The organism is Paracoccus solventivorans (assembly GCF_900142875.1).
Classification (GTDB): domain Bacteria; phylum Pseudomonadota; class Alphaproteobacteria; order Rhodobacterales; family Rhodobacteraceae; genus Paracoccus; species Paracoccus solventivorans.
The window spans coordinates 126,145-153,103 of record NZ_FRCK01000003.1; the positions used below are offsets into that span (position 1 = coordinate 126,145).

Consider the following 26,959-nt stretch of genomic DNA (forward strand, 5'->3'; position numbering starts at 1 on the left):
GGCCAGAAAGAAGCAGCTGGCGCGGGCAGGGGCCTGCCTGCGTCAGTCCTCGTGGACGATGCCGGGCTGGTCGGCGGCATTCGGGGGCGGCGTGGCGTGCAGGTGGGCGGGGGTGTCGGGCACATGCGCGGCCCGCAGCCCCAGCGCGATGCCCACGCCCATCGCGGCCAGCCCCGCCATCACCCCGGCGGCGGGCAGCACCAGCTCCCACCCCGGGGTCAGGCGGGCGGGCATCAGCGCGTAATCCACCACCCCGGCCAGCGCGCCGGTGGCCAGCCCCGCCGCCCAGGCCAGCATCGGGCTGCCCCGTTCGGCGGCGCGCAGCATCAGCACCGCCACCGCCGCCCAGAAGAAGCAGGCGGCGACATGGATCACGGCGCCGACCCCGGTATGCGCGAGGTCGAGCCCGGCGAACTGCCCGGCCTCGGGGCCGTGCAGCGCGTGGCTGGTGGCGTTCAGCGGCATCCAGAACGGCAGGCCGGCGGCCATCGCGGCCAGCCCCAGCACCAGCACCGACAGCACCGTGGCGGCGCCCCCGGCCAGCGGCCAGCCGCGGTCGAAACGTGCCATCGCGATCGGACGGGTCATCGGTTCCTCCCTTGCCTCAAAAGACGGCAATCCGCGGCGGGGCGGAATGTTCCCGGGAACATTCCCCGGGCGTGCCGGTTCAGGCCCCGCGAAACCGACGCCGGCCCCCGCCGGCGCCCACGGAAGGGAGAAATCCAATGCCCGACAAGGTTCTTGACGACCTGTTCCACGAGACGCTGAAGGACATCTATTATGCCGAGCGCCAGATCCTGAAGGCGCTGCCCAAGATGGCGCGCGGCGCGCAGTCGGATCATCTGCGCCAGGCGTTCGAAAAGCACCGCGACCAGACGGAAACCCATGTCGAGCGCCTGCGGCAGGTGTTCGACATCATCGGCAAGTCCCCCCGCGGCAAGACCTGCCCGGCCATCGACGGCATCATCGAAGAGGGCGAAGAGGTGATGGCGGCCTTCAAGGGCTCGCCGGCGCTGGACGCCGGGCTGATCGCGGCGGCGCAGGCGGTCGAGCATTACGAGATCGCCCGCTATGGCACGCTGCGGCAATGGGCGCGGCAGCTGGGGCTGGACGATGCCGCCGCGCTGCTGGACGAGACACTGACCGAGGAATCCGACACCGACGAGCTGCTGACCGAGATCGCCGAGAGCGAGGCGAACGTCGAGGCGGCGGCGCCCGCCTGACCACTGCACCCGACGGCTGTGTCCGGCGCCGCCGGGCGGGGCCGGCCGGGCCGGATGCGAAAAGGGGCGGCCGGTGGGCCGCCCTTCTCATTTTCAAGGGGCTGTCACTTCCAGGGCGCTGCGTTCCCGCGCAGCGCAGAGGGCGCCTACAGCGCCGGTTCCAGCCGGTCCTGAAGGATGTGGCGGGCGCGGTTCACCCGGCTCTTGATGGTGCCGATGTCGCAGCCAAGGATGCGCGCGGCGTCCAGATAGCTCTCGCCCAGGGCGCCGACCAGCACGATCGCCTCGCGGTAATGGGGGGGCATCTCGCGCAGCGCCGCCTGCATCTCGCGCGCCTGCATGTGCCAGTCCTGCCCCGGCTTCACCTGCACCCGCACCGAGCTTGACACGCAATCCGCCGCCCCCGTCCGCTCGCGCGCCGACTTGCGGCAGTTGGTCAGGAAACGGTTGCGCATGATGGTGAACAGCCAGGCCCGCATGTTGGTGCCGGGGCGATACTGGTGCACGTTCTCGATGGCGCGAAGCAGGGTTTCCTGAACCAGGTCCTCGGCATCCGGGACCGACCGGCACAGGGCGCGTGAATAGGCGCGGAGCGCCGGGATATATCCGAGAATATCGTCCGACATGGGCGCTCCCTTGCAAGTCCGAGTGTATCGGAGGCTCAATGCCGGGGCGCGCAGCCGGTTCCGCCGGAAATCGCCGCGGGGGCGGGTTTGGCGAAAACTGGCCGGGGTGCGTCAGGAGGCGTCGCGGCCCCGCCGCTCGCGCGCCTGGGCAAGCGCCGCCTCGAGCTGCTGCGCCAGTTCGCGCAGCCGGGGCGAGATCGGCTCTTTCGCCGTCTGTGCCAGCAGCTCGGACAGGGCCTTGTCCAGCTCGGGATCGACAACCGGGCCGCAGTCGCTGTTGGCCATCGGGAACTCCATGTCTCTGTCGTCAGCAGGGCCAGTCTAGTCGAACCCGTTCCTCAGGGGCAGCCCGTCCGCATCAGATTTTCCGCCCCTGTGACAACAAAATCCGAAAACAAATCAATCTTTCCCATGGGGCCTGCCCGCCGGGACGCGGACGGCCCGACAACCTGCCTGGTGCGCAGTTGTTCCGACACCCTTGCGCGGACCGGCGGCGGCGGCCGTATCCCGCCGGTCCGGCGCGGTCCCGCGTCCCCTTACAAGCTGGCGGAACGGGGGTGTTCGCCGTGATCGTCGCCGGCGTCATCCGGCCCCGAGGTGCCCAGGTGGCGCATCCGGGTCCGCAGCCGGCAGCACAGCCCCGGCGCATCATGCGAGATGGTGCTTTCGCCCATGAAATCCTCGGGCAGCACCTCTTCGATGATCAGCGAGCCGAAGCCGCGGCCGGCGGGCGGCTTGGGCGGTGGGCCGCCGGTTTCGGTCCAGACCAGGGTGAAGTCGTCGTCGCTGCCCGGGCGGCCGGCGGTCCAGCGCAGTTCGACCCGCCCCTCGGGCGCCGACAGCGCCCCGTATTTCAGGGCATTGGTCGCCAGCTCGTTGATGGCCAGCGCCAGGGTCAGGGCCTGCTTGGCGCTGACCCCGACGGCGGGGCCGTCGATGTGGAACCGGCCCTGGCCGCTGCGGAAGGGTTTGAGCGCCTCGAGCACGACCTCGCCCATGCGGGCGTTTCGGACCTGCGCCCGGGTCAGCAGGGTCTGCGCATGGGCCAGCGCGCCGATCCGCTGGCGCAGGTGGTCGCCGGCGTCCGGGCCCTCGTGGCTTTGCAGGGTCTGGTTGACGATCGCGGACACCACGGTCAGCGTGTTCTTGATCCGGTGCGCCAGCTCGCTGTTGCGCAGTTGCAGCTGGCGGGCGGTCTCGACCGTGCGGGTGGTTTCGATCACCGTGTCCATCATGCCGCGCACCACGCCGTTTTCGTCCCGGATCGGGCTGTAGCAAAAGGTGAAGTTGCAGGGCTCGGGGTAGCCGTAGCGGTCGATGGTCAGGGGGAAGTCCTCGATAAAGGTCGCCTCGCCGGCAAAGGCGCGCGCGGCCATCGGGCCGATCTGGTCCCAGACCTCGCCCCAGATATCGGCGAAAGAGCAGCCCAGCACATCGCCCTTGTCCCCGAGGATCGGGCGGAAGGCGTCGTTGTAAAGCGTTACCAGGCCGGGACCCCAGACCAGGCATTTCGGGAACTTTGAGTTCAGCGCCATGCCCAGCGTCACCTTGAGCGCCGAGGGCCAGCCCTCGGGGGGGCCCAGCTCGTGTGCGGACCAGTCCTTGGCCCGGATGGCCTGCGCCATCTCGCCGCCGCCGTCCAGAAAATGCAAACCGGCCATCCGTCCCCCCTTCGCTGAACACCCTTTTCCCGGGGGGACGCGACGCATCACGGAATGCAGGCTTGGAAGACGGGGCCGGATCCGGTGCGAGGCACATCCGTCGGGACGTTCGGGCGCAACCGGATGATAGCGCGGTAACCGCCCGGCCAGAAGCGGAAAACCACGATCGTGAGGGGCGGTGACCTTGCGGTCACCGCTTTGGGCAGGAATCAGCCGCGGCGCTGATCGTCGTCCTTGCGGCCGCCGCCTTGGCCGCCCCCCTGGCCGCCTTGACCGCCGCCCTGGCCACCGCCTTGACCGCCACCGCCGCCCTGGCCGCCGCCCTGACCGCCTTGGCCGCCCTGACCGCCGCCTTGGCCGCCCTGACCGCCTTGGCCCTGGCCCTTCTTGTCGTTGTTCTGGTTGTTCTGGTTCATCGGGACATCCTCCTCGTGCTCGATGCGGACCCTCCAACCGGCCAGCCTTCCCGATGTTCCAATAATTCGGCGGCAGCGGAACGAAACCTGCCGGATTCCGGTTCGTCCCCCAGATCATCCCGATCCCCGACCATTCCGACCCGGCGGACATACATGCAGGACACCCTGAGATTCGGCCCCCTGGGCGATGAGGCGGCGCATCTTTGCATCGACATGCAAAGACTGTTCGGCGCCGGTTCGCCCTGGGCGATCCCGTGGATCGAGAAGGTCCGCCCCGTGGTGGCGCATCTGGTGGCCGCGCGGACCGAGCGCACCGTGTTCACCCGCTTTGTCCCCCCGGCCAGCCATGCCCAGACCGGCGGCGCCTGGGCGCGCTATTACGCCGAATGGCCCGAGATGCTGCGCGAGCGGCTGGACCCCGGCTGGCTGGAGCTGCTGCCCGAACTGGCCGGTCATGTGCCGCCGGCGCGGGTGATCGACAAACCGGTGTATTCGCCCTGGCACGACGGGCGGCTGCATCATTTCCTGCGCGGCGCCGGAATCAACACGCTGGTGATGACCGGAGGAGAGACCGACATCTGCGTCATGGCCACCGTCATGGGGGCGGTGGACCTGGGCTACCGGGTGGTGCTGGTCAGCGACGGGGTGTGCTCGTCCACCGACACCGGCCATGACGCCGCGATGACGCTGTTTCGCACCAGGCTGTCCCAGCAGATCGAAACCGCGCCCTTTGACGAAATCCTCGACAGCTGGCCGGTATGAGGGGCAGGCGCCCCCCGGCCGGCCAGCGGCCGCCGGGCGTCCCGCCCCCGCGGCCAGCCACATGTGACGGAGCGCGACCATGACCCATCGCCCGGCTGCCCCCTCTGCGATCCCGGCGGGGCTGAGCCATTACTACCGCGCCAGCGACCTGTCCGGGCTGCGGCTGGCGCTGTGGGAGGATGCGGGCAGCGCCTCCCTTGCCGCCTATCTGCGCGAGGCCGGTGCGGCGGTCGAGGTGCTGCCGCCCGGCGACGGGGCAGGGCAGGGCATGCCGCCGCTGCCGCTGCGTGCCCGCTGTGCGCCGGGTGCCGGAGGCGCGGGAAAGACTGGAGGCGGGCTGTCTGCGGTGAACGGCCACCCGGGCGGCGCGGCGGTGCTGGAACTCGACGCCGCGGTGGTGAACCTGGGCGATCCGAACCCCTTGGCGCGGCGGTTGCAGGCGACGGGGGTTCCCTTCGTCATCTTCACCGACCACCCGGAACGCTGCCTTGAACATTACCCCGCCGGCAGCTGCGTCCACAGCGAGGACGGGCCCGAGGCGCTGGCCTCGGCGGTGCTGCTGCATGTGGCGATCTTCCGTTCGGGCCTGCCGGTCACCCCGGACCTCTCCGGCCCCGGAATGTCGCTGATCGAGATGGTGCCGGGGCTGCGGGCGATGGCGCGGGTGCTGGTGCCGGATGCGGCGCTGGCCGACGACCTGCTGGCCGAGGCGATGGTGCAGGCGCTGGCCTATGTGCCGGCGCTCGGCTCTGAAGCCGAGGTGGGGGCGCTGCTGGTCATGCTGATCGAGCGGCTGTGGCATCGGCAGAAACTGTCACGCCCCTGCTGATCGCGGCCACGGCGGGCGCATGAAAAAGGGGGCCTCGCGGCCCCCTTTCTGCCTGTCGTCCGGGTCGGTCAGCGGCGGCCGCGCGAGGACGAACGGCGGTCGTCGTCGTCATCATAGCGGCTGGACGAGCGCGAGCGGCCGCGGCCGTAATCGTCGTCGTCATCGTCGCGGCGATGTTCCCAGCCAAGCCGTGCGGCTTCCGAATGGCCGCGGGGGTCGCCGAACCAGCCGCCTTGCCCGCGGTCGCGCGAAGAGCCGCGGTCGTCGTCGCGATCACGCCCGCCGCGCGAGGACGAGGAGTAGCGGCGGTCGTCGTCGTCGTAGCGGCTGGACGAGCGCGAGCGGCCGCGGCCGTAATCGTCGTCGTCATCGTCGCGGCGATGTTCCCAGCCCAGCCGCGCGGCTTCCGAATGGCCACGGGGATCGCCGAACCAGCCGCCTTGCCCGCGGTCGCGCGAATAGCCGCGATCGTCGTCATCGTCGTCGCGCCCGCGCGAGGAATAGCGGCGGTCGTCGTCGTCGTAGCGGCTGGACGAGCGCGAGCGTCCGCCACGGTCATCGTCGCTCATGAAACGGCCGCGGCTGTCGCGTTCACGATCATCGCTGTCGCGGCCAGAACTGCGCCCGCGACCGCCACGGTCGTCGTCGCTCATGAAGCGGCCGCGGCTGTCGCGTTCGCGGTCGTCGCTGTCCCGGCCAGAGCTGCGACCCCGGCCCCCACGATCGTCGTCGCTGACGAAACGCCCGTATTCGTCGCGCTCAGGCATGTTCGAATTCCTCGGCATGTTGTCCTCCTGAATTGCCGTAAGGTGCCGCAGACGCGGCGATCTTATGCCACCCCGTCGGGATGGCGCCGTAAGGTAGGAACCGAGGTCCCTGCCCAGGGCCGCCGGGTCGACCCCGGCCGCCTTTGCCTTTGCAAGAAGCCCGCTGCGGGGCTTTTCCTCGCGTTCGATGATCTCGCCGATCAGCCGTGCGGCGACCCGCAGTGCGGCCAGCGCCATGGGGCCGTAGAGCTGCTCTCCGGCGCGCAGCAGAAACGACACCAGATCGCCGTCGATGGCGGTCTCGTTCAGCGCCGGGAACTCGCGCAGCCCGGCGTCGGTCGCGGATTCGTACAGCAGCTCATGCGCCGCGGCGTGGCGGGCCCAGGCCGAGGACAGGCGGTCCAGCAGCTCCTCGGCCTCTTCGCCGTCGGTCACCTTCGAGGCTTCGCCCAGCAGGGCGCGCAAGGTGCCGTGATGCGCCCGCAGCTGCGCGAAGCCATCATTGGCGATGTCGCCATCGTCATCGTCGTCATCATCGGTGTCGTCGTTCTGCGACCGCGCGGCCTGCCCCTGGACAGCATTGCGCGTCTGGGTTCCGGCGGCCGGTTTTTGGCCGAACTGGCCCGACTGCCCTTGGGCCGATTGACCCTGACCCGATTGGCCCTGACCCGACTGGCTCTGGCTGCCCTGGCCTTGAGTCTGGTCCTGGTTCCCCGAAGCCGTGCTTCCCTGGGTCGCGCTGCCCTGCGCGGTGTCGCCCGGCTGATCGCCATCCTTCTTTTTCCCGGATGGCTCTGCTTCGCGTGCCATGTGGTCGCCTCCATGCTGTGGGCGCCCTGAACCGGCGGCGGAGGCAAATGTTCCAGAGGAAAAGCGGCGAAGCCGGGGGCGGACGGGATTTTTCTGCGCGTCTTGCGGGCGCCGGGGCAGGGGGGGAACCCCGTGTCGCCCCGCCGCCCGACTGGTGCCCGGGTCAGCCCGGATATCGGCGCCGCGCCTGGATTTCCTGCGCGAGCAGCCGGAAAAGCCATGGGCCCGGCTGCTCGAGCGCTGCCTCGCCCAGCTCGCCGCGCCGGCAGCTGCGGATCGCGCGTTCCAGCACCGCGGCCACCAGCCGCTCGGCCGCAGCCGCATCCTGCAGGGCTGGGCGCGCCTCGGCCAGCATGGCGCGGATGATTGGGTCCAGGCTTTCAGGCGTGCACGCGGGCAGGGGGGCGGGCGGCGACTGGAACCGGATGTCCCCGTGCCAGGCGGCGCGGACCATAAGGCAGGCGCCCGCGCCCTTGTGGCCGGCGAGCGGCGGCGCGATGCCGGGGTCGGGTTCGGTGATCTCGCCTGCCGGCTGTTCGGCGGCGCGGTTGCCATTCCCCCGCTCCAGACTCCGCAAGATCCCGCTCCTTCATCACCCCGGGGGGCGGCGGGCGGACACTCGCACCCGCCCGTTTCGCCGACAGGGGGAAAGCGCGCCGACCCGGCCGCGGTTCCCCGCAGCCGGCCGGGAATCGGAGGGAGCGGGATGCAAAAGGGGCCGGATCGCCCCGCGGCAATCCGGCCCCTTGCCCGTCACTTGTGGCAGGCGCGCTTGCGGCGCCTTACCAGTCGTCGCGGTAGCGTCCGCCCATCCGGTTGTAGCCGCTGCGGGAATAAGCGCCGCGGCGGTCGTCGTCGTCGCGCAGCTCGTCCATGCGGCGGCGGCGCTCGGCCTCGTCGTCGCCGAACCAGGACGCCACCTCGTCGCCCGCGCGTTCCATCCAGCCGCGGTCGCCGCTGCGATAGTCGCCGCTGCGGTAATCCCCGCTGCGATAGCCGCTGCGGCGGTCGTCATCGTCATAGCTGCGATAGCCGCGATAGCCCGAGCCATAGTCGGTGTCGCGCCCGGCGCGGCCCGCATAGCTCGAAGAGCCCGAGTAGCCCGCGCCATAACTCCGGTCGTAATCCCGGCTGCCGGACGAGCCCGCGCCGTAGCCGCGGTCGTAATCGCGGCTGCTGGACGCGCCCCCGTAGCTGCCGGTATTGCGGGACAGGCTGCCCTGGCCGGCGCGCCAGTAATCCTCCTGACGGGCCACGCGGCCCTGGCCCTGCGAGCCATAGCCCTCGCGGTAGCGGCTGCTGGACGCGCTGCCGTAGCTGCCGCGGTTGCGGTTTTCGTCCCAGCGGCTGCGCTCGTCATCCCTCCAGCGATCTGCCATGCTGTCCTCCTGTGTCACGGATTGATCCCTGCCATCGGCGATGGCGGGGGCGGACAACCGGAAGCGGGGCGGATTGTTCCTGCGCGCGGGCGCGAAAATCGCGGCCCACCTACCAGATCTGGGCCGGGCGGGCGATCATCAGCCACAAGATCCCCAGCACCGCGAAGAACGCCGGAAAGCCGAAGACGAACCAGACCCGGAACAGGCGGTGGTAGCGGGCGGGCAGTTCGGTGCCGTCGCGCAGCGCCGCCTGGGCCATGTCGCGCATCTGCATCTGGATCCACACCACCGGCAGCCAGAACGCCCCGGTGACGATGTAAAGCAGGATCGACAGCACGATCCAGTGCTCGCCCAGCCCGTAGCCCATCACCCAGACCAGCGCCAGCCCGGTGACCGGCTGCGCCACCACCGCGGTGGCGGTGAACAGGAAATCCGCGATCACCACGATGCGCGCCACCCCGGCGATCAGCGGCTTGCTGCCGGTCCAATGCGCCAGCAGCATGAAGAAGGCGATGCCCGCCCCCGTCCCCAGCAGCACCGAGGCGCCGATGACATGCAGGTATTTCAGCGCGTAATACAGCATCAGCGTTCGTCCAGGATGGCCAGCGCGACGAAATGCGCCATCAGGATCGGCCAGATCTTCAGCAGCGGTCCCAGCGGCTCGTTCCACAGCTCGGGCAGCAGCAGGGTGCCGGTGACGATGTAGAACGCCGACAGCGCGATCGCGGCCCACAACCCGCGCCGCGCGCTGGGGCGCCAGGCGATCGACAGCCCGACCGCCAGATCGGCCAGCGCCCCGGCCACCACCCCCGGCCCGGCCAGCGGCCCGGTGCCGGCGCGGTGCATCAGCTCGACCCCGTTGTGATAGCCGGTGGTCAGCGAGATCACCGCCGTGATCGTCCAGAACAGCACCAGCACCACCATCAGCACCGGCTTGATGACATAGAGCGGCGCGAACCAGCGTTCCTGCACCGAGACCGGGCGCCGGGCCAGCGCCTCGGACAGGCTCAGCGGAAAGATCCCCGTCGCCTCCATCCACGGGGCGGGATCGCCGACCGCGCCCTGGGTGATCTCGCGCCGGGCGGTGCTGCGCAGGGGCGGGCGCCAGCCCAGCCGCGCCGCCGCGTCGCCCAGCCGATAAAGCAGCGCTGCCAGCCACCCCGGCACCCCGATCCGCCGCGCCGGGCGCCAGCCCAGCCAGGCGCGATGCCGCGCCACCACCTCGGCAAAGGACAGGCGTTCCGGGCCGGCAAGCTCCAGCACCAGCCGGGCAGGGGCCTCGGGGCGGATCAGAAAGGCCACGGTCTCGGCCACGTCCTCCAGCGCCACCACCTGCAGCGGGCCGGTCGCGGGCATCACCGGCAGCAGCGGCAGCGCCGCCAGCCCGCGGATCAGGGCGCTGGCACCATAGACCGGGCCGCCCAGCACCACCGAGGGGCGCAGGATCACCCAGTCCAGATCCAGCGCCATCAGCGCCCGGTCCCCCGCCAGCTTGCTGGCCGAAAACCCCGACAGCTGGTGGCGGTCGACCCCGATGGCCGAGAAATGCAGGACGCGGCGCACGCCCGCCTCGGCGCAGGCGCGAAACAGCGCCTCGGCGCCGCTGTCATGGGCGGCGGCGGTATCCTCGCGCGGGCTGTCCTGCAGGACGCCGACGCAGTTCACCACCGCCTCGAACCCCTGCAGCTGCGCGCGCCAGCCCGCGGGGTCGGGGCGGGTGAAATCCATGCGCAGCCAGCCTGCGACCGCGCCCTGCCCGGGGCGCGGGGCGCCGCGGGTGGTGCCCCAGACCTCGTGCCCGTCCGCCGCCAGCCGGGTGCAGACGCTTTGCCCGATCAGCCCGCTTGCCCCTGTGACCAGCAGCTTCATGGCGGGCTCAGGGCGTCTCGGGGGCCGCCGGCGCCGCAGGGGGCGCTGGCGACGCCGCGGCGGGGTCGGGAGAAGCGCCGGGGTCGGGGGTCGCGGCAGGGTCGGGGGTCGCGGCGGGGTCGGGGGTCGCGGCAGGGTCGGGACGCGCCACGGGTGCGGGGGTCACGGCCGGGGAAATGCCGGCCAGCCGCGCATGGATGTCGCGGGCGCGGTCGAGATGCCCCTGCACCACCGGCAGCAGCTCGGCCGCAAGGCGCTGAAGCTCGGCGTCCTGCCCGCCGGTCACCTCGGCCGACAGCAGCTGCACGGTCTTCTGGTGGTCGGTGATCTGGCCGCGGATATAGGCCAGGTCGAAATCACCGCCTTCGAGCCCGGCCAGCCGCTCCTGCATCGCCTGATGTTCGGGGTCCGGCCCCTCGGGCAGGGGCACGTTCGCGGCCTCGGCCAGCGCGGCAAGCCGCTCGTTGGCGTCGGAGTGGTCGCGCACCATCATCTCGGCAAAGCCGCGCAGCTCGTCCGAGCCGGCGCGGTCCAGCGCCAGCTGCGCCAGCGCCACCTCGGCCATGCCGCCGGCGGCCAGCAGCTGATAGGAGAGGGTGTCGTGGGCGTTGCGCTGGTGCGGCGCCGGGGTGGCCGCGTCCTGCATCGCCGTGTCGGGGGCCAGATTGCCGGGGTTGCCGATCTGGGCCAGCGCCGGGGCCGCCAGCAGCACCCACCCCGCCGCGATCATCCTGGGGAACATGATGTCCATCCTTTCCTAAAGCGTCAGCAGATAGGCGGTCAGCGCCTCTTTCTCGTCGCCGCTCAGCCCCGTCCCCAGCACCAGGTTGAAGAACTCGACCGTGTCGGCCAGCGTCATCAGGCGGCCGTCGTGCAGATAGGGCGGCGAATCCTTGATGCCACGCAGGGTGAAGGTCTTGATCGGCCCGTCCGGCAGCGTCGCCATGTCGTTATGGACCTGCCCGGGCTTGTAGAACCGTTCAAGCTTCAGGTCGTGCATCTGGTTGTCCATGAAGGCGGTCTGCGGGTTGTGGCATTCCGCGCAGCGGCCCTTGCCCAGAAAGACCGCCTCGCCGGCCAGCTCCTGCTCGGTCGCGAGCGTGGGGTCCAGCCGCCCGAACGGGTCCAGCTTGGGGGCGGGGGGAAAGTCGATGATGTTCTGCATCTGCGCCATCATCGCCACCTGATTGGCGCGGTCGGGCAGATGCACGCCCTTGCGGGTGGCGCTGACGTGGTCGCCGTTGAAATAGGCGGTGCGCTGCTCGAACTCGGTGAAATCCTCGATCGAGCGCAGCGAGCGCTTCGAGCCGTGGATCTGCTGGTTGAACATGCCGCGCAGGCTGGTGGTGTCCAGCCGGAAGCGGCTGGCCTGCGGGCGCACGTCCGGGGTCTGGTGAAACGCCGCGTTGCTGTGGAAGTTGGAATGGCAGTCGAGGCAGGCCACCCCCAGCGAGGGGTCGGCGACCTTGCGGTCCTCGGTCTGGTTGAACTCTTCCTGCGGGAATGGGGTCAGCAGCAGGCGCAGCCCTTCCATCTGCACGGGGGTGACCAGCCCGTTCATGATCTCGTAATAGTTGCGGATGGTCAGCAGCTCGCCGCGCGAGACGTCCCCCAGGTGCGGCTGGGTGGTCAGGAAGATCGGCGGCGGGAACTCGGGCGTCAGGTGGTCGGGCAGGTCGAAATCGACGTCGAATCGGCGCAGGTCGCGCTGTTCCTGCGCGGCGATCCGGTCGATCTGGTTCTGCGGGAACACCTGTCCGCCGGTGGCCTGCTTGACATGCGGCAGCGGCAGGAAGCCCTGCGGCAGCAGGTCGCCGTCGCGGATCTCGGCCGGGGTCATGGCGGCCAGCGAGTCCCAGTCCTGCCCCTCGGGCAGGCGCACTCGCACCCCCTCCTGCACCGGCTTGGTTCCGCCCGACATCATCGCCCCCGGCAGCGGCCGGTCCGCGAGATCATAGCGGCTGTCCAGCAGCTCGCGCTGGCGGGCCATGACGGCGGGCTTCTGCGCCTCGTCGATGGCGTGGGCGCGAGAGGGGGGCATCACCGGCAGCGGACGATAGGTGGTGTCCGGCGGCAAGGGATCGGCGGCGGCGGGCAGGGGCTGCGCGCCGGCCAACAACGCCGCGCAGATCGGGGCCAGGGCACGATGGACCGGCATGGCATCCTCCTTTTGCTGGGACGCGGTAACCGGCGGCGGGGCGGAATGTTCCCGTGTCGACTGTGGGTTGGTGGGGTGGCGGGCGCAGCGCCGCGGACCGCGGGGGAAGACGATTGCCCCCCCCCCCCCGCAAGCCGGCGGGCCTCGCACCCGCGGCGGCGGGCGCCGCGGGCATGTCAGTGTCGGTCGGTTTGCAGCGGCTTCACGGCCCCGGCTGGAGCCGTGGCATCCCTACACCTCGAACAACTCGCGGAACTGCCGGGGCTGGCAGCGCAGGTATTGCGGCGCGGCCTTGACGCTTGCGCCCAGATGTGCGGCGGCGTGCCAGGGCCAGCGCGGGTCGTAAAGCACCGTGCGGGCCAGCGCGACCAGATCGGCGTCGTTGGTGGCGACGATCGCCTCGGCCTGGTCGTAGCCGGTGATCAGGCCGACCGCGACCACCGGGATGCCTACCGCCTGTTTCACGGCGCGGGCCAGCGGCACCTGATAGCCCGGCCCAACCGGGATCTGCTGGCGCGGGTCCAGCCCGCCGCTGGAGACGTGGATCGCGGCGCAGCCCCGTGCCTCCAGCGCCTGCGCAAAAGCCACTGTCTGGGCGATGTCCCAGCCCCCCTCGACCCAATCGGTGCCGGAGACGCGGACCGAGACCGGGCGTTCGGCGGGAAAGGCGGCGCGGACGGCATCGAACACCTCGAGCGGGAAGCGCATCCGGTTTTCCAGGCTGCCGCCATAGTCGTCGTCGCGCAGGTTCGACAGCGGCGACAGGAACTCGTGCAGCAGATAGCCGTGGGCGGCGTGGATCTGCACCGCGTCCAGCCCCAGCCGCCCGGCACGCGCGGCGGCGGCGGCGAAGGCGTCGCGCACCCGGTCGAGCCCGGCGCGGTCCAGCGCCTGGGGCGGGTTCTCGCCCTGCTGGAACGCTGCGGCGCTGGGGGCGACCGTCTGCCAGCCGTTCGGATGATCGGGCGCGATCTGCCCGCCGCCCAGCCACGGCAGGTCGGTCGAGGCCTTGCGCCCGGCGTGGGCCAGCTGGATGGCGATGGGCATGTCGGACCAGCGGCGCACGCCCTCCAGCGTGCGGGCCAGCGCCGATTCGGTCCGGTCGTCCCACAGCCCGACATCGGCGTAGGAGATGCGGCCCTCGGGCAGGACGGCGGTGGCCTCGATGGTCAGCAGCGCCGCGCCGGACAGCGCCAGCTGGCCCAGATGGATCAGGTGCCAGTCGGTGGTGCAGCCGTCCTCGGCTGAATATTGGCACATCGGCGCGATGACGATGCGATTGGAAAGCTGCAGGCCGCCGACCGAAAGCGGGGTGAACAGACGGGGCATCGGGCTCTCCTTCAGGCGGGGGCGGGGCAAGGGGGGATGTGGTCCCGATGCGACCGCGAGGTCAAGCCCGGCCCGCGGCGCAGCCCGTCATATGCGACCGATCCCGGCAAAACCCGGCCTTGGAAAGCCCGGCCGAACGCAGGCTGGTCCCCGCTCGGGCGGCAGAGATCAGTCCCAGTCCTTCAGGCTGTTGATGCCGCCATAGCCGCGCACCCCGGACAGGTCGAAGTCCAGCCCCGCGTCCACGTAGGGCGCCCAGAGCCCGGCGGTGCCGATGACCGAGCCGGTCGCGGCCGACCAGCCGACCCCGGCCTCGATCATCCGGTCGCTCTTGCCGCGCACGCCCACCAGCTTGGCGCTGCCGAAGGACAGCCCGTGGGCCAGCGGCAGATGCACCGAGGCTTTCGCCCCGCGCGCGTCCCCGTCGGAATCCAGCCGGATCCTGGCGATGCCCAGCACCCCTTCCGGGGTCGAGCCGTAGCTGTCGAAGCTCCAGTTGAAGCCGATGAAGCCCCGGGTCTCGGCCCCGGCCGGCAGCGCGGTCAGCAGGGCGATGGCGGTGGCGGCGGCGACGGCGCGCATATTGACCTCGTTCGTTTTTCTCGCGGGCAAGGTGACGAAACCGGGCCGGCAGGTCAACCGTGGCCGAATGCAGCGGCCGCGCCCGGCGGGGACCGGGCGCGGCATCTGATGCGGGGGGCAGCGGCTCAGGCGGCGCGTTCGGGCAGTTCCAGCCCCAGCCAGTCCTGATAGAAGCTGTCGATGTCGGGCTCGAAATCGTGGATCACCGGATACCACGGGGTCGGCGCCTCGACATCCAGCAGGTCGCCGGACAGCGGGCAATAGTATTCGCGGATCACCTGCCAGCTGGTGGTGGGGGCCATGAGCCGGGGATAAAGCTCCTCCATCTCTGCGTCGGTTTCGCGGACATGCATCACCGCGTGCAGTTTCCAGTTGTCGCGCCAGTCGCAGAACTCATGCCCGGCCAGGCTTTTCACCACCCATTTCCTGTCCGACTTGCGCTGGACGATGAACAGCTTGGGGCCCAGCGGCAGGATGATGCGGTCGTCCCACGGCACCTGTTCCTGCAGGATTTCCAGGTAGATCTGGAAGCGCTCCTTGTCCTTGGGGGTGGACAGCATGGTGTGCAGGGTGTCGCGGTCGATGGTGCCTTCCACCAGGTCCCGGATCTTGTTCTTCGTGTAAGCCATCGTGATTTCCTTTCGGGTTCAAGGGGGTGCCGCCCGCCAGGGGGCGGCACGCGGCATCACTCGTCGACGAACTTGACCGTGCGGACATCCGGCAGTTCCGAGATGTCCATCGAGTATTCGCGCCCGTAGGAGGGGATCGGCAGGTCGGCCTCCTGCAGCTGCCAGTCGGCGGGCAGGTCCCAGAACTTGCGGAAGCTTTCCTCGAAGCGCGGGCCCAGCTTGAAGCTGGCGGCGAACATCTGCTGGACATGGACGCCGGCGTCCTTGGCCAGGATGCGTTCGCGCTCTTTGGCCATCCAGTCGCGGGTCGGAACCGCGCGGGCCAGCCGCTGCTTGCGGATTTCCGCGCGGCGCGCCTCGGTTCCGGCCTCATCGACGCCGAACAGCCCGTCTTCGCCCTTGACCAGCTTGACGCCATAGACCGAGTTCGCAAAACGCTCGATCAGATAGCCGCCGTTCACGTCGTCGGCCACGCTTTGGGGAACGCGGTCCAGCGGGTCGCCAAAGCCCGGACCACCGCGCATGTAGTTCAGGTAAAGATCGTAATCCTTGAACATGGCTTCGGTGGTGATGGCCTGCTTGTCGCGCTTGATCAGCGCGTCAGGGATCAGGCTGTCCCAGACCGGGTTTTCCGGGTCGTGGTCACCGCCATGCGGGATCTCGCCCCCATCCGCGATGATCTGCTTGAGGTTGGTGTCATGGGCCTCGAAGCGATAGCCCGATGCCGCCGGATAACCGCCCATCAGACCCCAGTCAGAGCTGATATGGCCGTTGCCCATGAAGAACATCGTCCAGTCCTTGGCGTTCCAGACCATGCGCAGCGACTGGAAGCCGCAGCCGCCGCGATACTTGCCCGCGCCGCCCGACGAGGCCTTGATCTCGCGCCCCAGGTAGATCAGGGGCTCGGCCAGCTCCCAGATCTCCATGTCGCCCATGTCGCCTTCCGGGTTCCAGATGGCGGCGGCGTGGCTGATCCCGTCCTTGTGGGCGCTGGCGCCCACCCCGTTGGCGGCACATTCGAACGAGTTGACGGCGTGAACTTCGTCAAACTGGTTGAAGCCGCCGCCTTGCAGCCAGTTCGAGGTATTGGCGTTGCCGGCGTTCACTTCCTCCAGATAGCCGCGCCCGAAATAGCTGCGTGACAGCCCGCGCCACAGCGAGGTCCAGGAACTGACCAGGAAGTGCCACGAATAGCTGAAGGCCACCCGTCGGTCGTCGGGGTTCATCCAGGTGCCCTTGGGCAGCCGGAACTCGGTCCCGTAGGCGGCGCCGTCGTTGATCATCTCGGTCGGGATCAGCGATTGCGTCATCATCACCCAGATTCCGCTGGTGAAGCTGACCGCATGGGCGTTGTAGGTATGCCAGCCCCAACGGGACGAGCCCTCGAAGTCCAGCCGCCATGTCGCGTCGGGGCGGATGGTGATCTCGGACGGGGTGTGCATGATCGTGTCGACCTTCGCGAAATCCGAAGGCACCCGCACATCCTCATGCTCGTAAGGCACATCGACGAAACCGACCTGGCGATATTTGCCCGGGATGGTCATCGCCTTGATGCGGGCCTGCAGGCCCTGCCGACCGTGCTCGATCGATTCATAGGCGAATTTCATATAGGCATCGATGCCTTCGTCGGCGATGACCTGCTCGACCAGATCACGGATCATGTGGCAGCCGGCGATGCGGGTGCGTTCGTCCAGCATCCAGTAGCGCGTGGTCCGCACCGAGCGCTGGCTTTCATGCAGCCAGTCGCGCAGCAGCGTATCGTTGATCCCGATCTTGCGGCAGGTGATCTGATAACCGTCGCCGAAGCGCTGCACCTGGCCGGTGGACATCGAGCCCGGGCCGACCGAGCCGGTGTCGATCACGTGCGTCACGCCGCCGACCCAGCCGATCAGCTTGCCCTCGTGGAACAGCGGCACGATGGTGTGGATGTCGCAGGTATGGACGTTGCCGATCAGGTTGTCGTTGTTACAGAAAATGTCCTTGTCGTTGATGCCGGGGTTCGATTCCCAGTCGTTCTCGATCATGTACTTGATCGCCGCGCCCATGGTGCCGACGTGGATGATGATCCCGGTCGAAGTCAGGATCGCATCGCCTGCCGCGTTATAGAGCGTGAAGCAAAGCTCGCCTTCCTGTTCCACGATCGGGCTGGCCGCGATCTTCTTGGCGGTCTCGCGGGCGTCCACCACCCCGGCCCGCAGCCGCGAGAACAGCTTGTTGTACAGGATCGGCTGGCTGTCGCGCAGTTCCAGCGTCTTGATGCCGGCGTAATGGCCGGTGCGCTTGGTGGCCTCCATCAGCCGGTCGCGGTGCTGTTTCAGGGTCTCGCCGCCGCGGACGATGCCCTCGAAATTGGCTTGGATGTTCATTGGTCTTTCCTCCCCTCAGACTTCTTTCAGGTGGAACAGGCGGTGGCCGTCCAGGAACGTCTCGAAGCCGCCGGGCACCACCAGCGTGGTAGCGTCGGATTCGATGATCGCGGGGCCGGTGATGCGGTTGCCGGGTTGCAGCGTTTCCATCTGGTACAGCTGCGCATCCACCCATTTCTTGTGGCGGTAGAACTTGCGCGTGCCCAGTTTCGCGCCCTCGGGCGGGATTTCCGGGCCCAGCTCTTCATGCGGGATCTTGGGCTTCTGGATCGGCACCATGCCGCGCATGATCGCGCCGGTGACCGAATACCCCAGCTCGGGCGAGCGGGCCGAGGCGGCATAGACCCGGCCGTAGGTGTCGTTGAACGCCTCGACCAGCTTGTCCCAGTCCTCGGCGGTCGCGGCCGACGAGATCGGGGATTCGATTTCAAGGTCGTTCAGCTGGCCGCGATACTGCATCCGGAACCCGGGTTGCAGCGTCACCTTGTCGGCGGAATAGCCGTTGATGGCGAACTCTTCGAGCACGCGCTCTTTCAGCTCGTCCCAGGCCGCCTGCAGGATGCGGGCCTGATCGGCCTTGGCGCCGTCGGCGGCATCGGTGGCGATGTTGATGTCCAGCGACTTGTCGTAGCGGTATTCGAAATCCGCCGCCGCGCAGCCGAATGCGCTGAAGCCCGCGGCCCAGGCCGGGATGATGATGTCCTCGAACCCCATCCCCTGCGTATAGCCGTAGGTGTGGACCGGCCCCGCGCCGCCGTAGCTGAAGCAGACGAAGTTGCTGGGGCTCGACCCCTTGCCCGAGATCATCGAGCGCACATAGTCGCGCAGGTCGCTGTCCAGCAGTTCGATCACCCCGGCGGCGGCATCCTCGACCGACAGGCCCAGCGGGTCGGCCACCTGTTCCTTCATCGCGTTCCAGGCGCGCTCGCGGTCCAGCTTGACCTGCCCGCCCAGGAAGTTGTCGGGGTTCAGATAGCCCAGGATGACGTGGCAGTCGGAAATGGTGACGGTTTCCACCCCGGAATCCGCCCAGCAGACGCCGACGCGATAGCCGGCGCTGTCCGGGCCCAGCTTGATCGCCTTGGTGTAGGGGTCCAGCCGGATATAGGTGCCGGCGCCCGACCCGACCGAATCCATCGCCACCAGCGGCAGCGACAGCACCAGCCGCGCCATGTCGGGGTCGTTCTTGATGGTCAGCTCGTTCTGGGTGATCAACGCCACGTCGAACGAGGTGCCGCCGATGTCGGTGCAGGCGATGTTGGAATAGCCCAGCGTCTCGCCCAGGTATTTCGCCCCGATCACGCCGCCGATGGGGCCGGACACGATGGTGCGCGCCAACTCCTTGGCCTTCCAGCTGATGGTGCCGCCGTGGGTGGCCATCACCCGCATGTCGAACTTTGCGCCATGTTCCTGGAACGCGGCCGAGATCTGCTTGAGCGACTTGCGCGAGGGTTCCGCCGCGAACGCCTCGAGCACGGTGGTATTGGTGCGGTGGGTTTCCTTGCGCAGCGGGTAATAGTCGACCGAGGCGAACACCGGGATGTCCTTGCCCGCGGCCTTGACCTCTTCCAGCACGATGTCGCGGACGCGGCGCTCATGCGTGGGGTTCTTGTAGCTGTGCAGGAACGAGATCACGATCCCTTCCACATCCTGCTCGATCAGCTCGCGCGCGGCTTTCCTTGCGCCCTCCTCGCGCAGGGGGATCACCACGGTGCCGAACATGTCCACGCGTTCCATCACGCCGCGGGTCAGGTGGCGGGGCACCAGCGGATCGTCGTAGTAATGGGTGTTCAGGTGGATGCGGTCCTCGTAGGCAAAGCCCAGATAGGCCTGGATCGCGCGGCCCATGCGGTGGAAATCTTCCATCCCCGCATTGACGATCAGCCCGGTGCGCAGCCCCTTGCGCTGCACCACGCGGTTCAGCATCGCGGTGCCGGAATAGACCCCGGTCTGCAACGAGGCCAGCGCGTCGGACAGGTTCAGCCCCCAGGCCTCGAGCCCCTCGCGCGAGGATTCGATCAGCCCGATGGATTCGTCCTGCGGCGTCGATTGCGCCTTGCCCACGACGAAATCGCCGTCGGCATCCACGAAGAATGTGTCCGTCATGGTCCCGCCGGCGTCGATGCCCAGCACCTGCACGGACCGCTTGTTCTTGCTGTCAAGTGGCACGTCTCACTCCTCCCTTTGACCGGCCCGCCATGGCTGGCGGGTCGGGGTCAGGATGGAATCAGGCGTGATCGGCGGGGTGTCCGATATTCGGACAGGCTGACGGACATGCTGCGGACGCGAGCCTAGGGCTTGCTGCGCGGCCGCGCGATCCCGTAGGCGTCAAGCTTGAGATAGAGGGTCGAGCGTGCGATCCCCAGCCGCCGCGCGGCCTCGGTCATGTTGCCGGCGGTGGCGTCCAGCGCGGCGATGATCTCGGCCTTTTCGACGTCGAGCAGGCTGTCCTCGCGCAGGGGCTCGGCCGGGGGACGGCCGATTTCCGGCGGCAGGTCGCGGGCGTCGATCAACGCGCTGCGCGACAGCGCCGACTGGGCCGAGACCAGATTCTGCATCTCGCGCAGGTTGCCGGGCCAGGAATGCGCGCGCAGCACCGCCATGGCGCCGGCGGTGAAGCGCAGCTCGCGCCCGCCGTTTTCCAGCCGGTGCCGGGCCAGGATCGCCTGCAGATACAGCGGGATTTCCGCCGGGCGGTCGCGCAGCGGCGGGATGGTCAGCCGGGCGCCGGCGATGCGATAGTAAAGCTCGCGGTGCAGGCTGCCGTCCTGCATCATCTGGAACAGCGATCGCGAGGCCAGGGTGATGACCCGGCAGCCGGCGCGCTCGGCGGTCTCGATCACGCTCAGCAGCAGCTTCTGCACCGCCGGGCTGGCGCGGCCGGGGCTGTCGAGGCACAGCGTGCCGCCGTCAAGCGCCAGCGCCCCGCGCGCCAGGTCCGCGCGCAGCCCCTCGTCCGACAGCAGCGCGCATTCCAGCATGGTGAAGCGGCCGGCGCGGGCGGCGGACGAAGCGTCGTGCATGGCGCGGGCAAGCGTGGCCTTGCCGGTGCCGGTCTCGCCTTCGATCAGGATCGGCAGGCTGGTGTCCAGCAGCCGCTGCGCCTGCGCCACCAGCTCGGCCATGGTGGCGCCGGTGCGGCCCAGCTGCGGCAGGTCCAGCGCCTCGGGCTTGCGCCGGGTGCGCCGGGCTTTCAGCGAGATCACCACCCCGATCGCGTCGGCACGCGGCTCGATCACGTCCAGCGCCGCGTCGGGCAGATGGCCGGCCAGCGCTTCGGCGGCGCGGTCGGCGCCCAGCTCGATCAGCTCGGGCAGGCGCTGGCGCAGCCCGGCCAGCGCCTGCGAAAACTCGGGCGCATGGGCGAACTCGCCCGATGAAAAGATCTCGGCGCCGGTGCGGTCCAGCAGCAGCACCGGTTCCGACAGGCGGCGCTGGTGCAGACATTGCAGCAGCAGCTGGCGGTCCTGCGCCAGCCGGTGGGCCAGCTCGCTTTCCACCTGCAGCGCGAAGGCCGAGGAAAGCGCCGTGCTGCCCGGCTGTTTCTGCCCCGCCGACCACGAGATGTTCAGCACCCCCAGCAGCTGCCCGGTGCCGGGGTCCTTGATCGGGCTGGCCGCGCAGTTCCAGCGCTGGATTTCCTCGAAGAAATGTTCCGGCCCGTCGACCTGCACCGAGCGGCCCAGGTGGATCGCGGTGCCGATGGCGTTGGTGCCGATGGCGGTTTCGGACCATTTTCCGCCCAGATGCAGGTGGTTTTCCCGGCCGCGGGCGATGGTGTCCGAATCACCCGCCGCATCCAGCACCACGCAATCGTGATCGCACAGCAGCAGCATGTTGCCGGACTGGCGCAGCAGGAAATCGGCCTTGGACAGCGCGGCCTGTGCCGCCTGCCGCAGGCGCCGGGCGCGGGTCCGGGTTGTATGCAGGTCGTCAGGCGCCAGCATCGGGGCGTATTTCGGCGAAGCCATGGCCAGCTTTGACGAGCGTTTCCAGCTTTGCAACACGACTTCGCGGATGCTGGGAGGCACCCGCCCGACAGCACGAAAACTTTCCCAATCGGATTTCGAAATGCTGGCGACCATCAGCCCCTCCCCTGACAAACGGTCCGTGCACTCGCGATTATCTTGCACAGGGGCCGCAGTGCCGCAACGATTCATCCCGGCGCGGGCGGCGCGCCGCCGGTGCGGGGACGGGTGCGCGACGGGCGGCCACATATCGACGCAGGCGGCGCGATGCTCTGGCCACGGGCGGGGGCGGGGGTATTCTGGGGCGGGCGCATCATCCGGCCGCGCCAAAGCGGCCGCGGCCGGCATCCGGCGCCCGAGCACCCGGCAACCACGGAGATTTCCATGAAATACAGCTTCAAAGGCGATACCGTCCTTGTCACCGGCGCGGGTTCCGGCATCGGCGAGGCGACGGCGCGGCTGCTGGCGGACAACGGGCTGCGGCTGGTGGTGTCGGACATCGATTCGGGCAAGGCCGAGACGCTGGCCGCCGCCATAAGGGACGCGGGCGGGCAGGCGGTGGCCCATGCAGGCGACGTGTCCCGCCCCGAGGATTCGCAATCGGCGGTAGCGCTGGCGGTCGAGCGGTTCGGCGCCCTGCACATGGCCTTCAACAACGCCGGCATCGGCGGCACGCTGCTGCCGGCGGGCGAGCTGTCCCCCGAGGACTGGCAGCGCGTCATCGCCATCAACCTCAGCGGCGTGCAATACGGGCTGCGCCACCAGATCCCGGCGATCCTGGCCGCGGGGGGCGGGGCGATCGTGAACATGTCCTCGATCCTGGGGCTGGTCGGCAATCCCGGCGCGCCGGCCTATGTGGCGGCGAAACACGGGGTCACCGGGCTGACCCGCTCGGCCGCGCTGGCCTATGCGGCGCAGGGGGTACGGATCAACTCGATCCACCCGGGCTATGTCGACACCCCGCTGCTGGACGCGCTGGACGCCGACACCCGCGCCGCTCTGGTCGGGCAGCACGCCATCGGCCGGCTGGGCCGGGCCGAGGAGATCGCCCATGCGGCGGCCTTCCTGCTGTCCGAGGGCGCCAGCTTCATGGCCGGAGCCGCGCTGGTGGTCGACGGCGGCTATACTGCCGCCTGAACGGCGCCCCGGCTCAGCGCCGCGGCGGCTTGCCCGGTCCCCGCGGCTTGCCCGGGCGCTGCGGCCGTGCCGCACCGCCCGCAGGCTTGGCCGGGCGCCTGGCCCCGGGCGCCGCAGCGGGGGCGCGTTTCGCCCGCGGGGTGGCGGGCCGTGCGTCCGACGGCTCGTCGGGCCGCGGGTTCTCGGCGCCGTATTTCCTCGTCCCGTATTTCGGGGTGCCGTATTTCTCGGCGCCGGATTTTGCGGCGGCGAACTTGCCCGCACCGGGTTTCTTCGCGCCGTATTTTGCCGGCGCCTGCGGCGGCTGGCCGTCGGCGTCCGGCAGCGGCTGCCACCGCGGCGGGTGCGAGGGTTCGGCGGCGGCGCTGCGGCGGGGTGCGGCGGCGCGGGGGCGGGGGGCGCGGTCATCGGCGGGTTCGCCGTCGATACGGCGCATGACCAGCCCCGGCTCGATCTCGGTCAGCGGGCCAAAGCGCGAGGCCATGGCGGCGGCGATCTGCACGAAGCTTTCGGTTTCGCGCACGCGGATCGCGCCGATGGCGTCGCGGGTGATGCCGCCTGCCTCGCAGATCTTGGGCAGCAGCCAGCGCGCCTCGGCGCGGCCGGTATGGCCGACCGACAGCGAAAACCAGGCGGCATCGCTGAAATCGCCACGCTCGCGCGGGGCAGGGGCCGGACCGCCGGGGATGGGCGCATCGGCCAGTTCTTCGGGGACCGGGCGCCCCTCGCGCCACAGCCGGGCAAAGGCGGCGGCGACCTGCCTTGCGTCGAAACGCTCAAGCAGCCGGTCGGCGGCTTCGGCCTCGTCATCCGCGTCGGCGGTCAGGGCGGGGTGGTCCAGCATCCGCGCATCGTCGCGCGCCCGCACCTCGTCGGCCGAGGGCGCCTTGCCCCATTCCGCCGTCACCCGCGCCCCCTGCAGCAGCCGTTGTGCCTTCTTGTAGTCCGCGGGCGTGACGATCAGCGCCGAGATCCCCTTGGACCCCGCCCGCCCGGTGCGCCCCGAACGGTGCAGCAGGGTTTCCGAGTTGGTGGGCAGGTCGGCATGGATCACCAGGTCGAGCCCCGGCAGGTCGATGCCGCGCGCGGCCACGTCGGTGGCGATGCAGACCTGCGCGCGCCCGTCGCGCAGCGCCTGCAGGGCGTGGGTGCGTTCCTGCTGGCTGAGCTCGCCCGACAGCGCCACGGCGCGAAAGCCGCGGTTGCCCATCCGCGCCAGCAGGTGGTTCACATTGGCGCGGGTCTTGCAGAACACGATGGCGGTGCGGGCATCGTGGAAACGCAGCAGGTTGAAGATGGCGTTCTCGCGGTCGCGCAGGGTGACGCTGGCGGCGCGATAGGCGATGTCGCCGTGCTGGCGCGCCTCTCCGGTCGCGACCACGCGCAGGGCGTCGCGCTGGAACTCGGTCGCCAGCCTGGCGATGGCGGGCGGCACGGTGGCCGAAAACATCAGCGTGCGGCGCTCGGCCGGGGCGGATTGCAGGATGAACTCCAGATCCTCGCGGAAGCCGAGGTCCAGCATCTCGTCGGCCTCGTCCAGCACGCAGGCGCGCAGGGTGGACAGGTCCAGGCTGCCGCGTTCCAGATGGTCGCGCAGGCGGCCGGGGGTGCCGACGACGATCTGCGCGCCGCGGTCCAGCGCCCGGCGCTCGGTGCGGAAATCCATGCCGCCGACGCAGGTGGCGATCTGCGCCCCGGTCCCGGCGTAAAGCCAGCCCAGCTCGCGCGCCACCTGCAGCGCCAGCTCGCGCGTGGGGGCGATGGCCAGCGCCACCGGCAGCCCGCCCAGCGGCAGCTGCCCGTCGTCGAGGATGTCCGAGGCCATCGCCAGCCCGAAGCCCACGGTCTTGCCGGAACCGGTCTGCGCCGACACCAGCAGGTCGCGCCCGGTGGTTTCGGGGGTCAGCACCGCCTGCTGGACAGAGGTGAGGCTGGCATAGCCCTTGGCAGCCAGGGCCGCGGCCAGTGGCGCGGCGAGTTCGTGATCGGTCATTGTAATCAGCCTGAAGGGGATGGCGCGCATCCGTGGGACGGCACCTAGCCCCTTGCGCGCGGGCCGCCATGGCCTGCCGCCCCGGTGTCCATGGGCCGAAAGCCGGGTTCCTGCCGCCCCGGCGCCGCGAAGTCAACCCCGTATGCCACGGTGGGGGAACGAAAACCGGGGGGTCCGGCGTTTCCATCAGGCGGCGATCCGCCGCATCCTCATCACAGGAAGGAGACCCGACATGTCCTGCATCAAGCCCGCCCTGGCGGTGGCCGCGATCCTGACGATGGCGGCCTGCACCCCGGGGCCGACCACCACCACCATCACCACCCCGAGCAGCGATCCGGTCAAGGTCGTCACCCCGCCCGGCGGCGATTCCGTGACGGTGGTCACGCCCTGACCGGCCAGCCGGCGCCGGTGCCGTCCACGGGGCTGCCGCCCCAGGCGCGCCGGCGCTGGAATGCCGGCCCGGCTGCGGGCTCAGTCGCGGATCTCGTCGGGATCCACCCCCCATAGCGAGGTTTTGGGCACCCAGCCCTTTTCGCCCCCGCCCGACACCCGGCACCAGTCGGGCGTGCATTCGTGCAGCCGCACGATGGCCCCGGCCTCGGCCCGCGCCAGCACCGAGGCGTTCAGGTCGGCACGGCTGCGCAGCTCGGCCATGTCGGTGGTGATGATGGCGGTGCGCACCCCCGACAGCAGCGAATAATGCACCCAGCCGCCGGCGCCGTCCTGGTCCTCGACCCGGCGCCAGTGCCCGAACTCGGCCACCACCAGCAGCGGCATCCCCGGATGGCGGAACACCCAGTCGATGCGGTGCGACAGCGAGGGGCCGCGCCGCGCGTTGCCCTCGCCCCCCTTCAGGCTGACGTAGCGGGGCAGCGGCAGGTTGGTGACCGGGCCGCGGTTGGGGTCGCGCGGGGTGGCCTGGTGGCGGCTGATCAGGGAATCGGCGGTCACGTCGCTGCGGTCGATCTCGATCGCCGGGTCGGCGCCCCCGTCCTGCGCCGCCGCCGGCGCCCCCCACAGCGCGGCGGCGGTCACCGCCACGGCCAGCAGCGCCGCCCAACCCGGATACCCCGTCCGTGCAGCCTCTGCCCCGGATCGCTTGGTCATGTCGTCTTCCTTGCCGGCCGCGGAAAGCACCGCGGCATGTCTGCCCGCCCGTCCGGGGTCTTGTGCAAGCCCCGGCTTGCGGGCAGTTTGCCAAACGTAATCCGGCATTGGAAGAGAGGTCACATGGCTGACATCGCACCCAAGCGTGATCGGCTCAAGGTCGTCGTGACCCGCCGCCTGCCTCAGGCGGTCGAGGCACGTCTGGCCGAGCTGTTCGACGTGTCACTGCGCGAAACCGACACCCCGATGACCCGCGAGGAACTGGCGCGGGCGATGCGGGACAGCGATGTTCTGGTCCCCACCATCACCGACCAGGTCGACGCGGGGCTTCTGGCGCAGGCGGGCGAGCGGCTGCGGCTGATCGCCAACTACGGGGCGGGGTTCGATCACATCGACGTGGCCTCGGCCCGCAGCCGCGGCATCCAGGTCACGAACACCCCCGGGGTCGTGACCGAGGACACCGCCGACATGGCGATCGCGCTGATGCTGGCCGTGACCCGCCGCATTCCCGAGGGCCTGGCCGAGATGCAGTCCGGCCGCTGGCAGGGCTGGTCGCCCACCGCGCATCTGGGCGGGCGCATCGGCGGGCGGCGTCTGGGGATCCTCGGCATGGGCCGGATCGGGCAGGCGGTGGCGCGGCGGGCCAATGTCTTCGGGATGCAGGTGCATTACCACAACCGCCGCCGGCTGCGCCCCGAGGTCGAATCCGACCTGCAGGCGACATACTGGGAAAGCCTCGACCAGATGCTGGCGCGCATCGATATCCTGTCGATCAACGCCCCGCACACCCCCTCGACCTTTCACCTGCTGAACGCGCGGCGGCTGAAGCTGATGAAGCCGACGGCGGTGGTGGTGAACACCTCGCGCGGCGAGGTGATCGACGAGAACGCCCTGACCAGGATGCTGCGCGCGGGCGAGTTGGCGGGGGCGGGGCTCGACGTGTTCGAGCACGGCCACGAGATCAACCCGCGGCTGCGCGAGGCCCCGAACGTGGTGCTGCTGCCGCATATGGGCTCGGCCACGGTCGAGGGGCGCAACGAGATGGGCGAAAAGGTCATCATCAACATCAAGACCTTTGCCGACGGCCACCGCCCGCCGGACATGGTGCTGCCCTCGATGCTGTAAGGTTCCGTGCCGCAAGGGCTGACACGACGCCCCGCGCCGCAAGGCTGCGGGGCGTTTTCCTGTCCGGCCCCTGTGGCCTCATGACCCGGAAAACAACCCGAGAACGGAAAAGGCCGGCCCCGCAGGACCGGCCTTTTTCGATTGGAGCGGGCGATGAGATTCGAACTCACGACCCTAACCTTGGCAAGGTTATGCTCTACCCCTGAGCTACGCCCGCGCCCCG

27 protein-coding genes and 1 tRNA gene are annotated in these 26,959 nt (G+C 69.9%); 7 read left to right on the forward strand and 21 right to left on the reverse strand.

The window, feature by feature from the left end; genetic code table 11:
- Nucleotides 1-42 precede the first annotated feature (42 nt).
- On the reverse strand, nt 43-588 hold the full coding sequence (locus BUB57_RS06395; RefSeq protein ID WP_073064011.1) for a hypothetical protein: 546 nt from the start codon (nt 586-588) through the stop codon (nt 43-45).
- A gap of 137 nt (nt 589-725) precedes the next feature.
- Here BUB57_RS06395 and BUB57_RS06400 point away from each other — a divergent pair, with 137 nt between their 5' ends.
- A complete protein-coding gene (locus tag BUB57_RS06400; RefSeq protein ID WP_073064013.1) occupies nt 726-1,223 on the forward strand; it encodes a YciE/YciF ferroxidase family protein in 498 nt (165 codons plus the stop codon).
- 146 nt (nt 1,224-1,369) lie between these two features.
- On the opposite strand, the gene BUB57_RS06405 is transcribed toward BUB57_RS06400, so the two are convergent.
- The 4 genes from BUB57_RS06405 to BUB57_RS06420 form a co-directional block, all read right to left on the reverse strand.
- Nucleotides 1,370-1,849 carry a sigma-70 family RNA polymerase sigma factor gene (locus BUB57_RS06405; protein WP_073064015.1) on the reverse strand — a complete coding sequence of 160 codons (480 nt, stop codon included), beginning with the start codon at nt 1,847-1,849 and terminating at the stop codon, nt 1,370-1,372.
- Nucleotides 1,850-1,960: 111 nt separating this feature from the next.
- Nucleotides 1,961-2,134: a hypothetical protein gene (locus BUB57_RS16755; protein ID WP_159435562.1), complete on the reverse strand. Its 174-nt coding sequence runs from the start codon at nt 2,132-2,134 to the stop codon at nt 1,961-1,963.
- A 251-nt stretch (nt 2,135-2,385) separates the two neighbouring features.
- Nucleotides 2,386-3,510, reverse strand: a complete 1,125-nt coding sequence (locus tag BUB57_RS06415; RefSeq protein ID WP_084732001.1) for a sensor histidine kinase — start codon at nt 3,508-3,510, stop codon at nt 2,386-2,388.
- A 209-nt stretch (nt 3,511-3,719) separates the two neighbouring features.
- Nucleotides 3,720-3,926, reverse strand: coding sequence for a hypothetical protein (locus BUB57_RS06420; protein ID WP_073064019.1), 207 nt, complete (start codon nt 3,924-3,926; stop codon nt 3,720-3,722).
- A gap of 153 nt (nt 3,927-4,079) precedes the next feature.
- Between BUB57_RS06420 and BUB57_RS06425 the strand changes: the two genes are divergently transcribed.
- Together BUB57_RS06425 and BUB57_RS16760 are read left to right on the forward strand one after the other, a co-directional pair.
- Nucleotides 4,080-4,688 (forward strand): cysteine hydrolase family protein, encoded by a 609-nt coding sequence (locus BUB57_RS06425; RefSeq protein WP_073064022.1) that lies wholly within the window; start codon nt 4,080-4,082, stop codon nt 4,686-4,688.
- A 79-nt stretch (nt 4,689-4,767) separates the two neighbouring features.
- Nucleotides 4,768-5,517, forward strand: coding sequence for a hypothetical protein (locus BUB57_RS16760; RefSeq protein ID WP_073064025.1), 750 nt, complete (start codon nt 4,768-4,770; stop codon nt 5,515-5,517).
- A 68-nt stretch (nt 5,518-5,585) separates the two neighbouring features.
- Here BUB57_RS16760 and BUB57_RS06435 read toward each other — a convergent pair whose 3' ends face one another.
- Nucleotides 5,586-6,749 (reverse strand): hypothetical protein, encoded by a 1,164-nt coding sequence (locus BUB57_RS06435; protein ID WP_143159646.1) that lies wholly within the window; start codon nt 6,747-6,749, stop codon nt 5,586-5,588.
- 9 nt (nt 6,750-6,758) lie between these two features.
- Between BUB57_RS06435 and BUB57_RS16535 the strand changes: the two genes are divergently transcribed.
- The gene (locus BUB57_RS16535) at nt 6,759-7,124 is read left to right on the forward strand and encodes a hypothetical protein (protein WP_143159647.1); all 366 of its coding nucleotides are present in this window, start codon (nt 6,759-6,761) and stop codon (nt 7,122-7,124) included.
- A 133-nt stretch (nt 7,125-7,257) separates the two neighbouring features.
- Here BUB57_RS16535 and BUB57_RS06440 read toward each other — a convergent pair whose 3' ends face one another.
- From BUB57_RS06440 to BUB57_RS06495, 12 genes are all read right to left on the reverse strand, one after another.
- Nucleotides 7,258-7,671 carry a hypothetical protein gene (locus BUB57_RS06440; protein ID WP_073064031.1) on the reverse strand — a complete coding sequence of 138 codons (414 nt, stop codon included), beginning with the start codon at nt 7,669-7,671 and terminating at the stop codon, nt 7,258-7,260.
- A gap of 205 nt (nt 7,672-7,876) precedes the next feature.
- On the reverse strand, nt 7,877-8,473 hold the full coding sequence (locus tag BUB57_RS16895) for an SWFGD domain-containing protein (protein ID WP_073064033.1): 597 nt from the start codon (nt 8,471-8,473) through the stop codon (nt 7,877-7,879).
- Nucleotides 8,474-8,582: 109 nt separating this feature from the next.
- The gene (locus BUB57_RS06450) at nt 8,583-9,056 is read right to left on the reverse strand and encodes a DUF2269 family protein (RefSeq protein WP_073064036.1); all 474 of its coding nucleotides are present in this window, start codon (nt 9,054-9,056) and stop codon (nt 8,583-8,585) included.
- Nucleotides 9,056-10,342 carry an SDR family oxidoreductase gene (locus BUB57_RS06455; protein WP_073064039.1) on the reverse strand — a complete coding sequence of 429 codons (1,287 nt, stop codon included), beginning with the start codon at nt 10,340-10,342 and terminating at the stop codon, nt 9,056-9,058. Before BUB57_RS06455 ends, BUB57_RS06450 begins: the two co-directional genes overlap by 1 nt.
- Nucleotides 10,343-10,349: 7 nt before the next feature.
- Nucleotides 10,350-11,084 carry a DUF4142 domain-containing protein gene (locus tag BUB57_RS06460; protein ID WP_084732028.1) on the reverse strand — a complete coding sequence of 245 codons (735 nt, stop codon included), beginning with the start codon at nt 11,082-11,084 and terminating at the stop codon, nt 10,350-10,352.
- Between the two features lie 15 nt (nt 11,085-11,099).
- The gene (locus BUB57_RS06465; RefSeq protein WP_073064047.1) at nt 11,100-12,500 is read right to left on the reverse strand and encodes a cytochrome B6; all 1,401 of its coding nucleotides are present in this window, start codon (nt 12,498-12,500) and stop codon (nt 11,100-11,102) included.
- Nucleotides 12,501-12,731: 231 nt separating this feature from the next.
- Nucleotides 12,732-13,829 (reverse strand): NADH:flavin oxidoreductase/NADH oxidase, encoded by a 1,098-nt coding sequence (locus BUB57_RS06470; protein WP_073064050.1) that lies wholly within the window; start codon nt 13,827-13,829, stop codon nt 12,732-12,734.
- A 168-nt stretch (nt 13,830-13,997) separates the two neighbouring features.
- Nucleotides 13,998-14,411 (reverse strand): hypothetical protein, encoded by a 414-nt coding sequence (locus BUB57_RS06475; RefSeq protein WP_073064053.1) that lies wholly within the window; start codon nt 14,409-14,411, stop codon nt 13,998-14,000.
- A 125-nt stretch (nt 14,412-14,536) separates the two neighbouring features.
- Complete coding sequence (locus tag BUB57_RS06480; RefSeq protein ID WP_073064057.1) at nt 14,537-15,040, reverse strand: acetone carboxylase subunit gamma; 504 nt, start codon at nt 15,038-15,040, stop codon at nt 14,537-14,539.
- Between the two features lie 56 nt (nt 15,041-15,096).
- Nucleotides 15,097-17,406, reverse strand: a complete 2,310-nt coding sequence (locus BUB57_RS06485) for a hydantoinase B/oxoprolinase family protein (protein ID WP_073064060.1) — start codon at nt 17,404-17,406, stop codon at nt 15,097-15,099.
- A 15-nt stretch (nt 17,407-17,421) separates the two neighbouring features.
- Nucleotides 17,422-19,575: a hydantoinase/oxoprolinase family protein gene (locus BUB57_RS06490; RefSeq protein WP_073064063.1), complete on the reverse strand. Its 2,154-nt coding sequence runs from the start codon at nt 19,573-19,575 to the stop codon at nt 17,422-17,424.
- Nucleotides 19,576-19,697: 122 nt separating this feature from the next.
- On the reverse strand, nt 19,698-21,491 hold the full coding sequence (locus BUB57_RS06495; protein WP_073064066.1) for a sigma-54-dependent Fis family transcriptional regulator: 1,794 nt from the start codon (nt 21,489-21,491) through the stop codon (nt 19,698-19,700).
- 267 nt (nt 21,492-21,758) lie between these two features.
- Between BUB57_RS06495 and BUB57_RS06500 the strand changes: the two genes are divergently transcribed.
- A complete protein-coding gene (locus BUB57_RS06500; RefSeq protein ID WP_073064069.1) occupies nt 21,759-22,511 on the forward strand; it encodes an SDR family NAD(P)-dependent oxidoreductase in 753 nt (250 codons plus the stop codon).
- Between the two features lie 13 nt (nt 22,512-22,524).
- Here the strand turns inward: BUB57_RS06500 and BUB57_RS06505 are convergent, their stop codons facing one another.
- A complete protein-coding gene (locus BUB57_RS06505; RefSeq protein ID WP_084732002.1) occupies nt 22,525-24,504 on the reverse strand; it encodes a DEAD/DEAH box helicase in 1,980 nt (659 codons plus the stop codon).
- Nucleotides 24,505-24,736: 232 nt separating this feature from the next.
- On the opposite strand from BUB57_RS06505, the gene BUB57_RS16765 reads away from it, so the two are divergent.
- Nucleotides 24,737-24,895, forward strand: a complete 159-nt coding sequence (locus BUB57_RS16765) for a hypothetical protein (protein ID WP_159435563.1) — start codon at nt 24,737-24,739, stop codon at nt 24,893-24,895.
- 80 nt (nt 24,896-24,975) lie between these two features.
- Here the strand turns inward: BUB57_RS16765 and BUB57_RS06510 are convergent, their stop codons facing one another.
- Nucleotides 24,976-25,611, reverse strand: coding sequence for an SH3 domain-containing protein (locus tag BUB57_RS06510; RefSeq protein WP_073064715.1), 636 nt, complete (start codon nt 25,609-25,611; stop codon nt 24,976-24,978).
- A gap of 123 nt (nt 25,612-25,734) precedes the next feature.
- On the opposite strand from BUB57_RS06510, the gene BUB57_RS06515 reads away from it, so the two are divergent.
- Nucleotides 25,735-26,736 (forward strand): 2-hydroxyacid dehydrogenase, encoded by a 1,002-nt coding sequence (locus tag BUB57_RS06515; RefSeq protein WP_073064073.1) that lies wholly within the window; start codon nt 25,735-25,737, stop codon nt 26,734-26,736.
- 142 nt (nt 26,737-26,878) lie between these two features.
- Here the strand turns inward: BUB57_RS06515 and BUB57_RS06520 are convergent.
- Nucleotides 26,879-26,953, reverse strand: a tRNA-Gly gene (locus tag BUB57_RS06520).
- Nucleotides 26,954-26,959: the final 6 nt, after the last annotated feature.

Coding starts and splice junctions, on each gene's coding strand:
- BUB57_RS06395 (WP_073064011.1), bottom strand. CDS start 588: ATGACCCGTCCGATCGCGATGGCACGTTTCGACCGCGGCTGGCCGCTG.
- BUB57_RS06400 (WP_073064013.1), top strand. CDS start 726: ATGCCCGACAAGGTTCTTGACGACCTGTTCCACGAGACGCTGAAGGAC.
- BUB57_RS06405 (WP_073064015.1), bottom strand. CDS start 1,849: ATGTCGGACGATATTCTCGGATATATCCCGGCGCTCCGCGCCTATTCA.
- BUB57_RS16755 (WP_159435562.1), bottom strand. CDS start 2,134: ATGGCCAACAGCGACTGCGGCCCGGTTGTCGATCCCGAGCTGGACAAG.
- BUB57_RS06415 (WP_084732001.1), bottom strand. CDS start 3,510: ATGGCCGGTTTGCATTTTCTGGACGGCGGCGGCGAGATGGCGCAGGCC.
- BUB57_RS06420 (WP_073064019.1), bottom strand. CDS start 3,926: ATGAACCAGAACAACCAGAACAACGACAAGAAGGGCCAGGGCCAAGGC.
- BUB57_RS06425 (WP_073064022.1), top strand. CDS start 4,080: ATGCAGGACACCCTGAGATTCGGCCCCCTGGGCGATGAGGCGGCGCAT.
- BUB57_RS16760 (WP_073064025.1), top strand. CDS start 4,768: ATGACCCATCGCCCGGCTGCCCCCTCTGCGATCCCGGCGGGGCTGAGC.
- BUB57_RS16535 (WP_143159647.1), top strand. CDS start 6,759: ATGCGCCCGCAGCTGCGCGAAGCCATCATTGGCGATGTCGCCATCGTC.
- BUB57_RS16895 (WP_073064033.1), bottom strand. CDS start 8,473: ATGGCAGATCGCTGGAGGGATGACGAGCGCAGCCGCTGGGACGAAAAC.
- BUB57_RS06450 (WP_073064036.1), bottom strand. CDS start 9,056: ATGCTGTATTACGCGCTGAAATACCTGCATGTCATCGGCGCCTCGGTG.
- BUB57_RS06455 (WP_073064039.1), bottom strand. CDS start 10,342: ATGAAGCTGCTGGTCACAGGGGCAAGCGGGCTGATCGGGCAAAGCGTC.
- BUB57_RS06460 (WP_084732028.1), bottom strand. CDS start 11,084: ATGTTCCCCAGGATGATCGCGGCGGGGTGGGTGCTGCTGGCGGCCCCG.
- BUB57_RS06465 (WP_073064047.1), bottom strand. CDS start 12,500: ATGCCGGTCCATCGTGCCCTGGCCCCGATCTGCGCGGCGTTGTTGGCC.
- BUB57_RS06470 (WP_073064050.1), bottom strand. CDS start 13,829: ATGCCCCGTCTGTTCACCCCGCTTTCGGTCGGCGGCCTGCAGCTTTCC.
- BUB57_RS06475 (WP_073064053.1), bottom strand. CDS start 14,411: ATGCGCGCCGTCGCCGCCGCCACCGCCATCGCCCTGCTGACCGCGCTG.
- BUB57_RS06480 (WP_073064057.1), bottom strand. CDS start 15,040: ATGGCTTACACGAAGAACAAGATCCGGGACCTGGTGGAAGGCACCATC.
- BUB57_RS06485 (WP_073064060.1), bottom strand. CDS start 17,406: ATGAACATCCAAGCCAATTTCGAGGGCATCGTCCGCGGCGGCGAGACC.
- BUB57_RS06495 (WP_073064066.1), bottom strand. CDS start 21,491: ATGGTCGCCAGCATTTCGAAATCCGATTGGGAAAGTTTTCGTGCTGTC.
- BUB57_RS06500 (WP_073064069.1), top strand. CDS start 21,759: ATGAAATACAGCTTCAAAGGCGATACCGTCCTTGTCACCGGCGCGGGT.
- BUB57_RS06505 (WP_084732002.1), bottom strand. CDS start 24,504: ATGACCGATCACGAACTCGCCGCGCCACTGGCCGCGGCCCTGGCTGCC.
- BUB57_RS16765 (WP_159435563.1), top strand. CDS start 24,737: ATGTCCTGCATCAAGCCCGCCCTGGCGGTGGCCGCGATCCTGACGATG.
- BUB57_RS06510 (WP_073064715.1), bottom strand. CDS start 25,611: ATGACCAAGCGATCCGGGGCAGAGGCTGCACGGACGGGGTATCCGGGT.
- BUB57_RS06515 (WP_073064073.1), top strand. CDS start 25,735: ATGGCTGACATCGCACCCAAGCGTGATCGGCTCAAGGTCGTCGTGACC.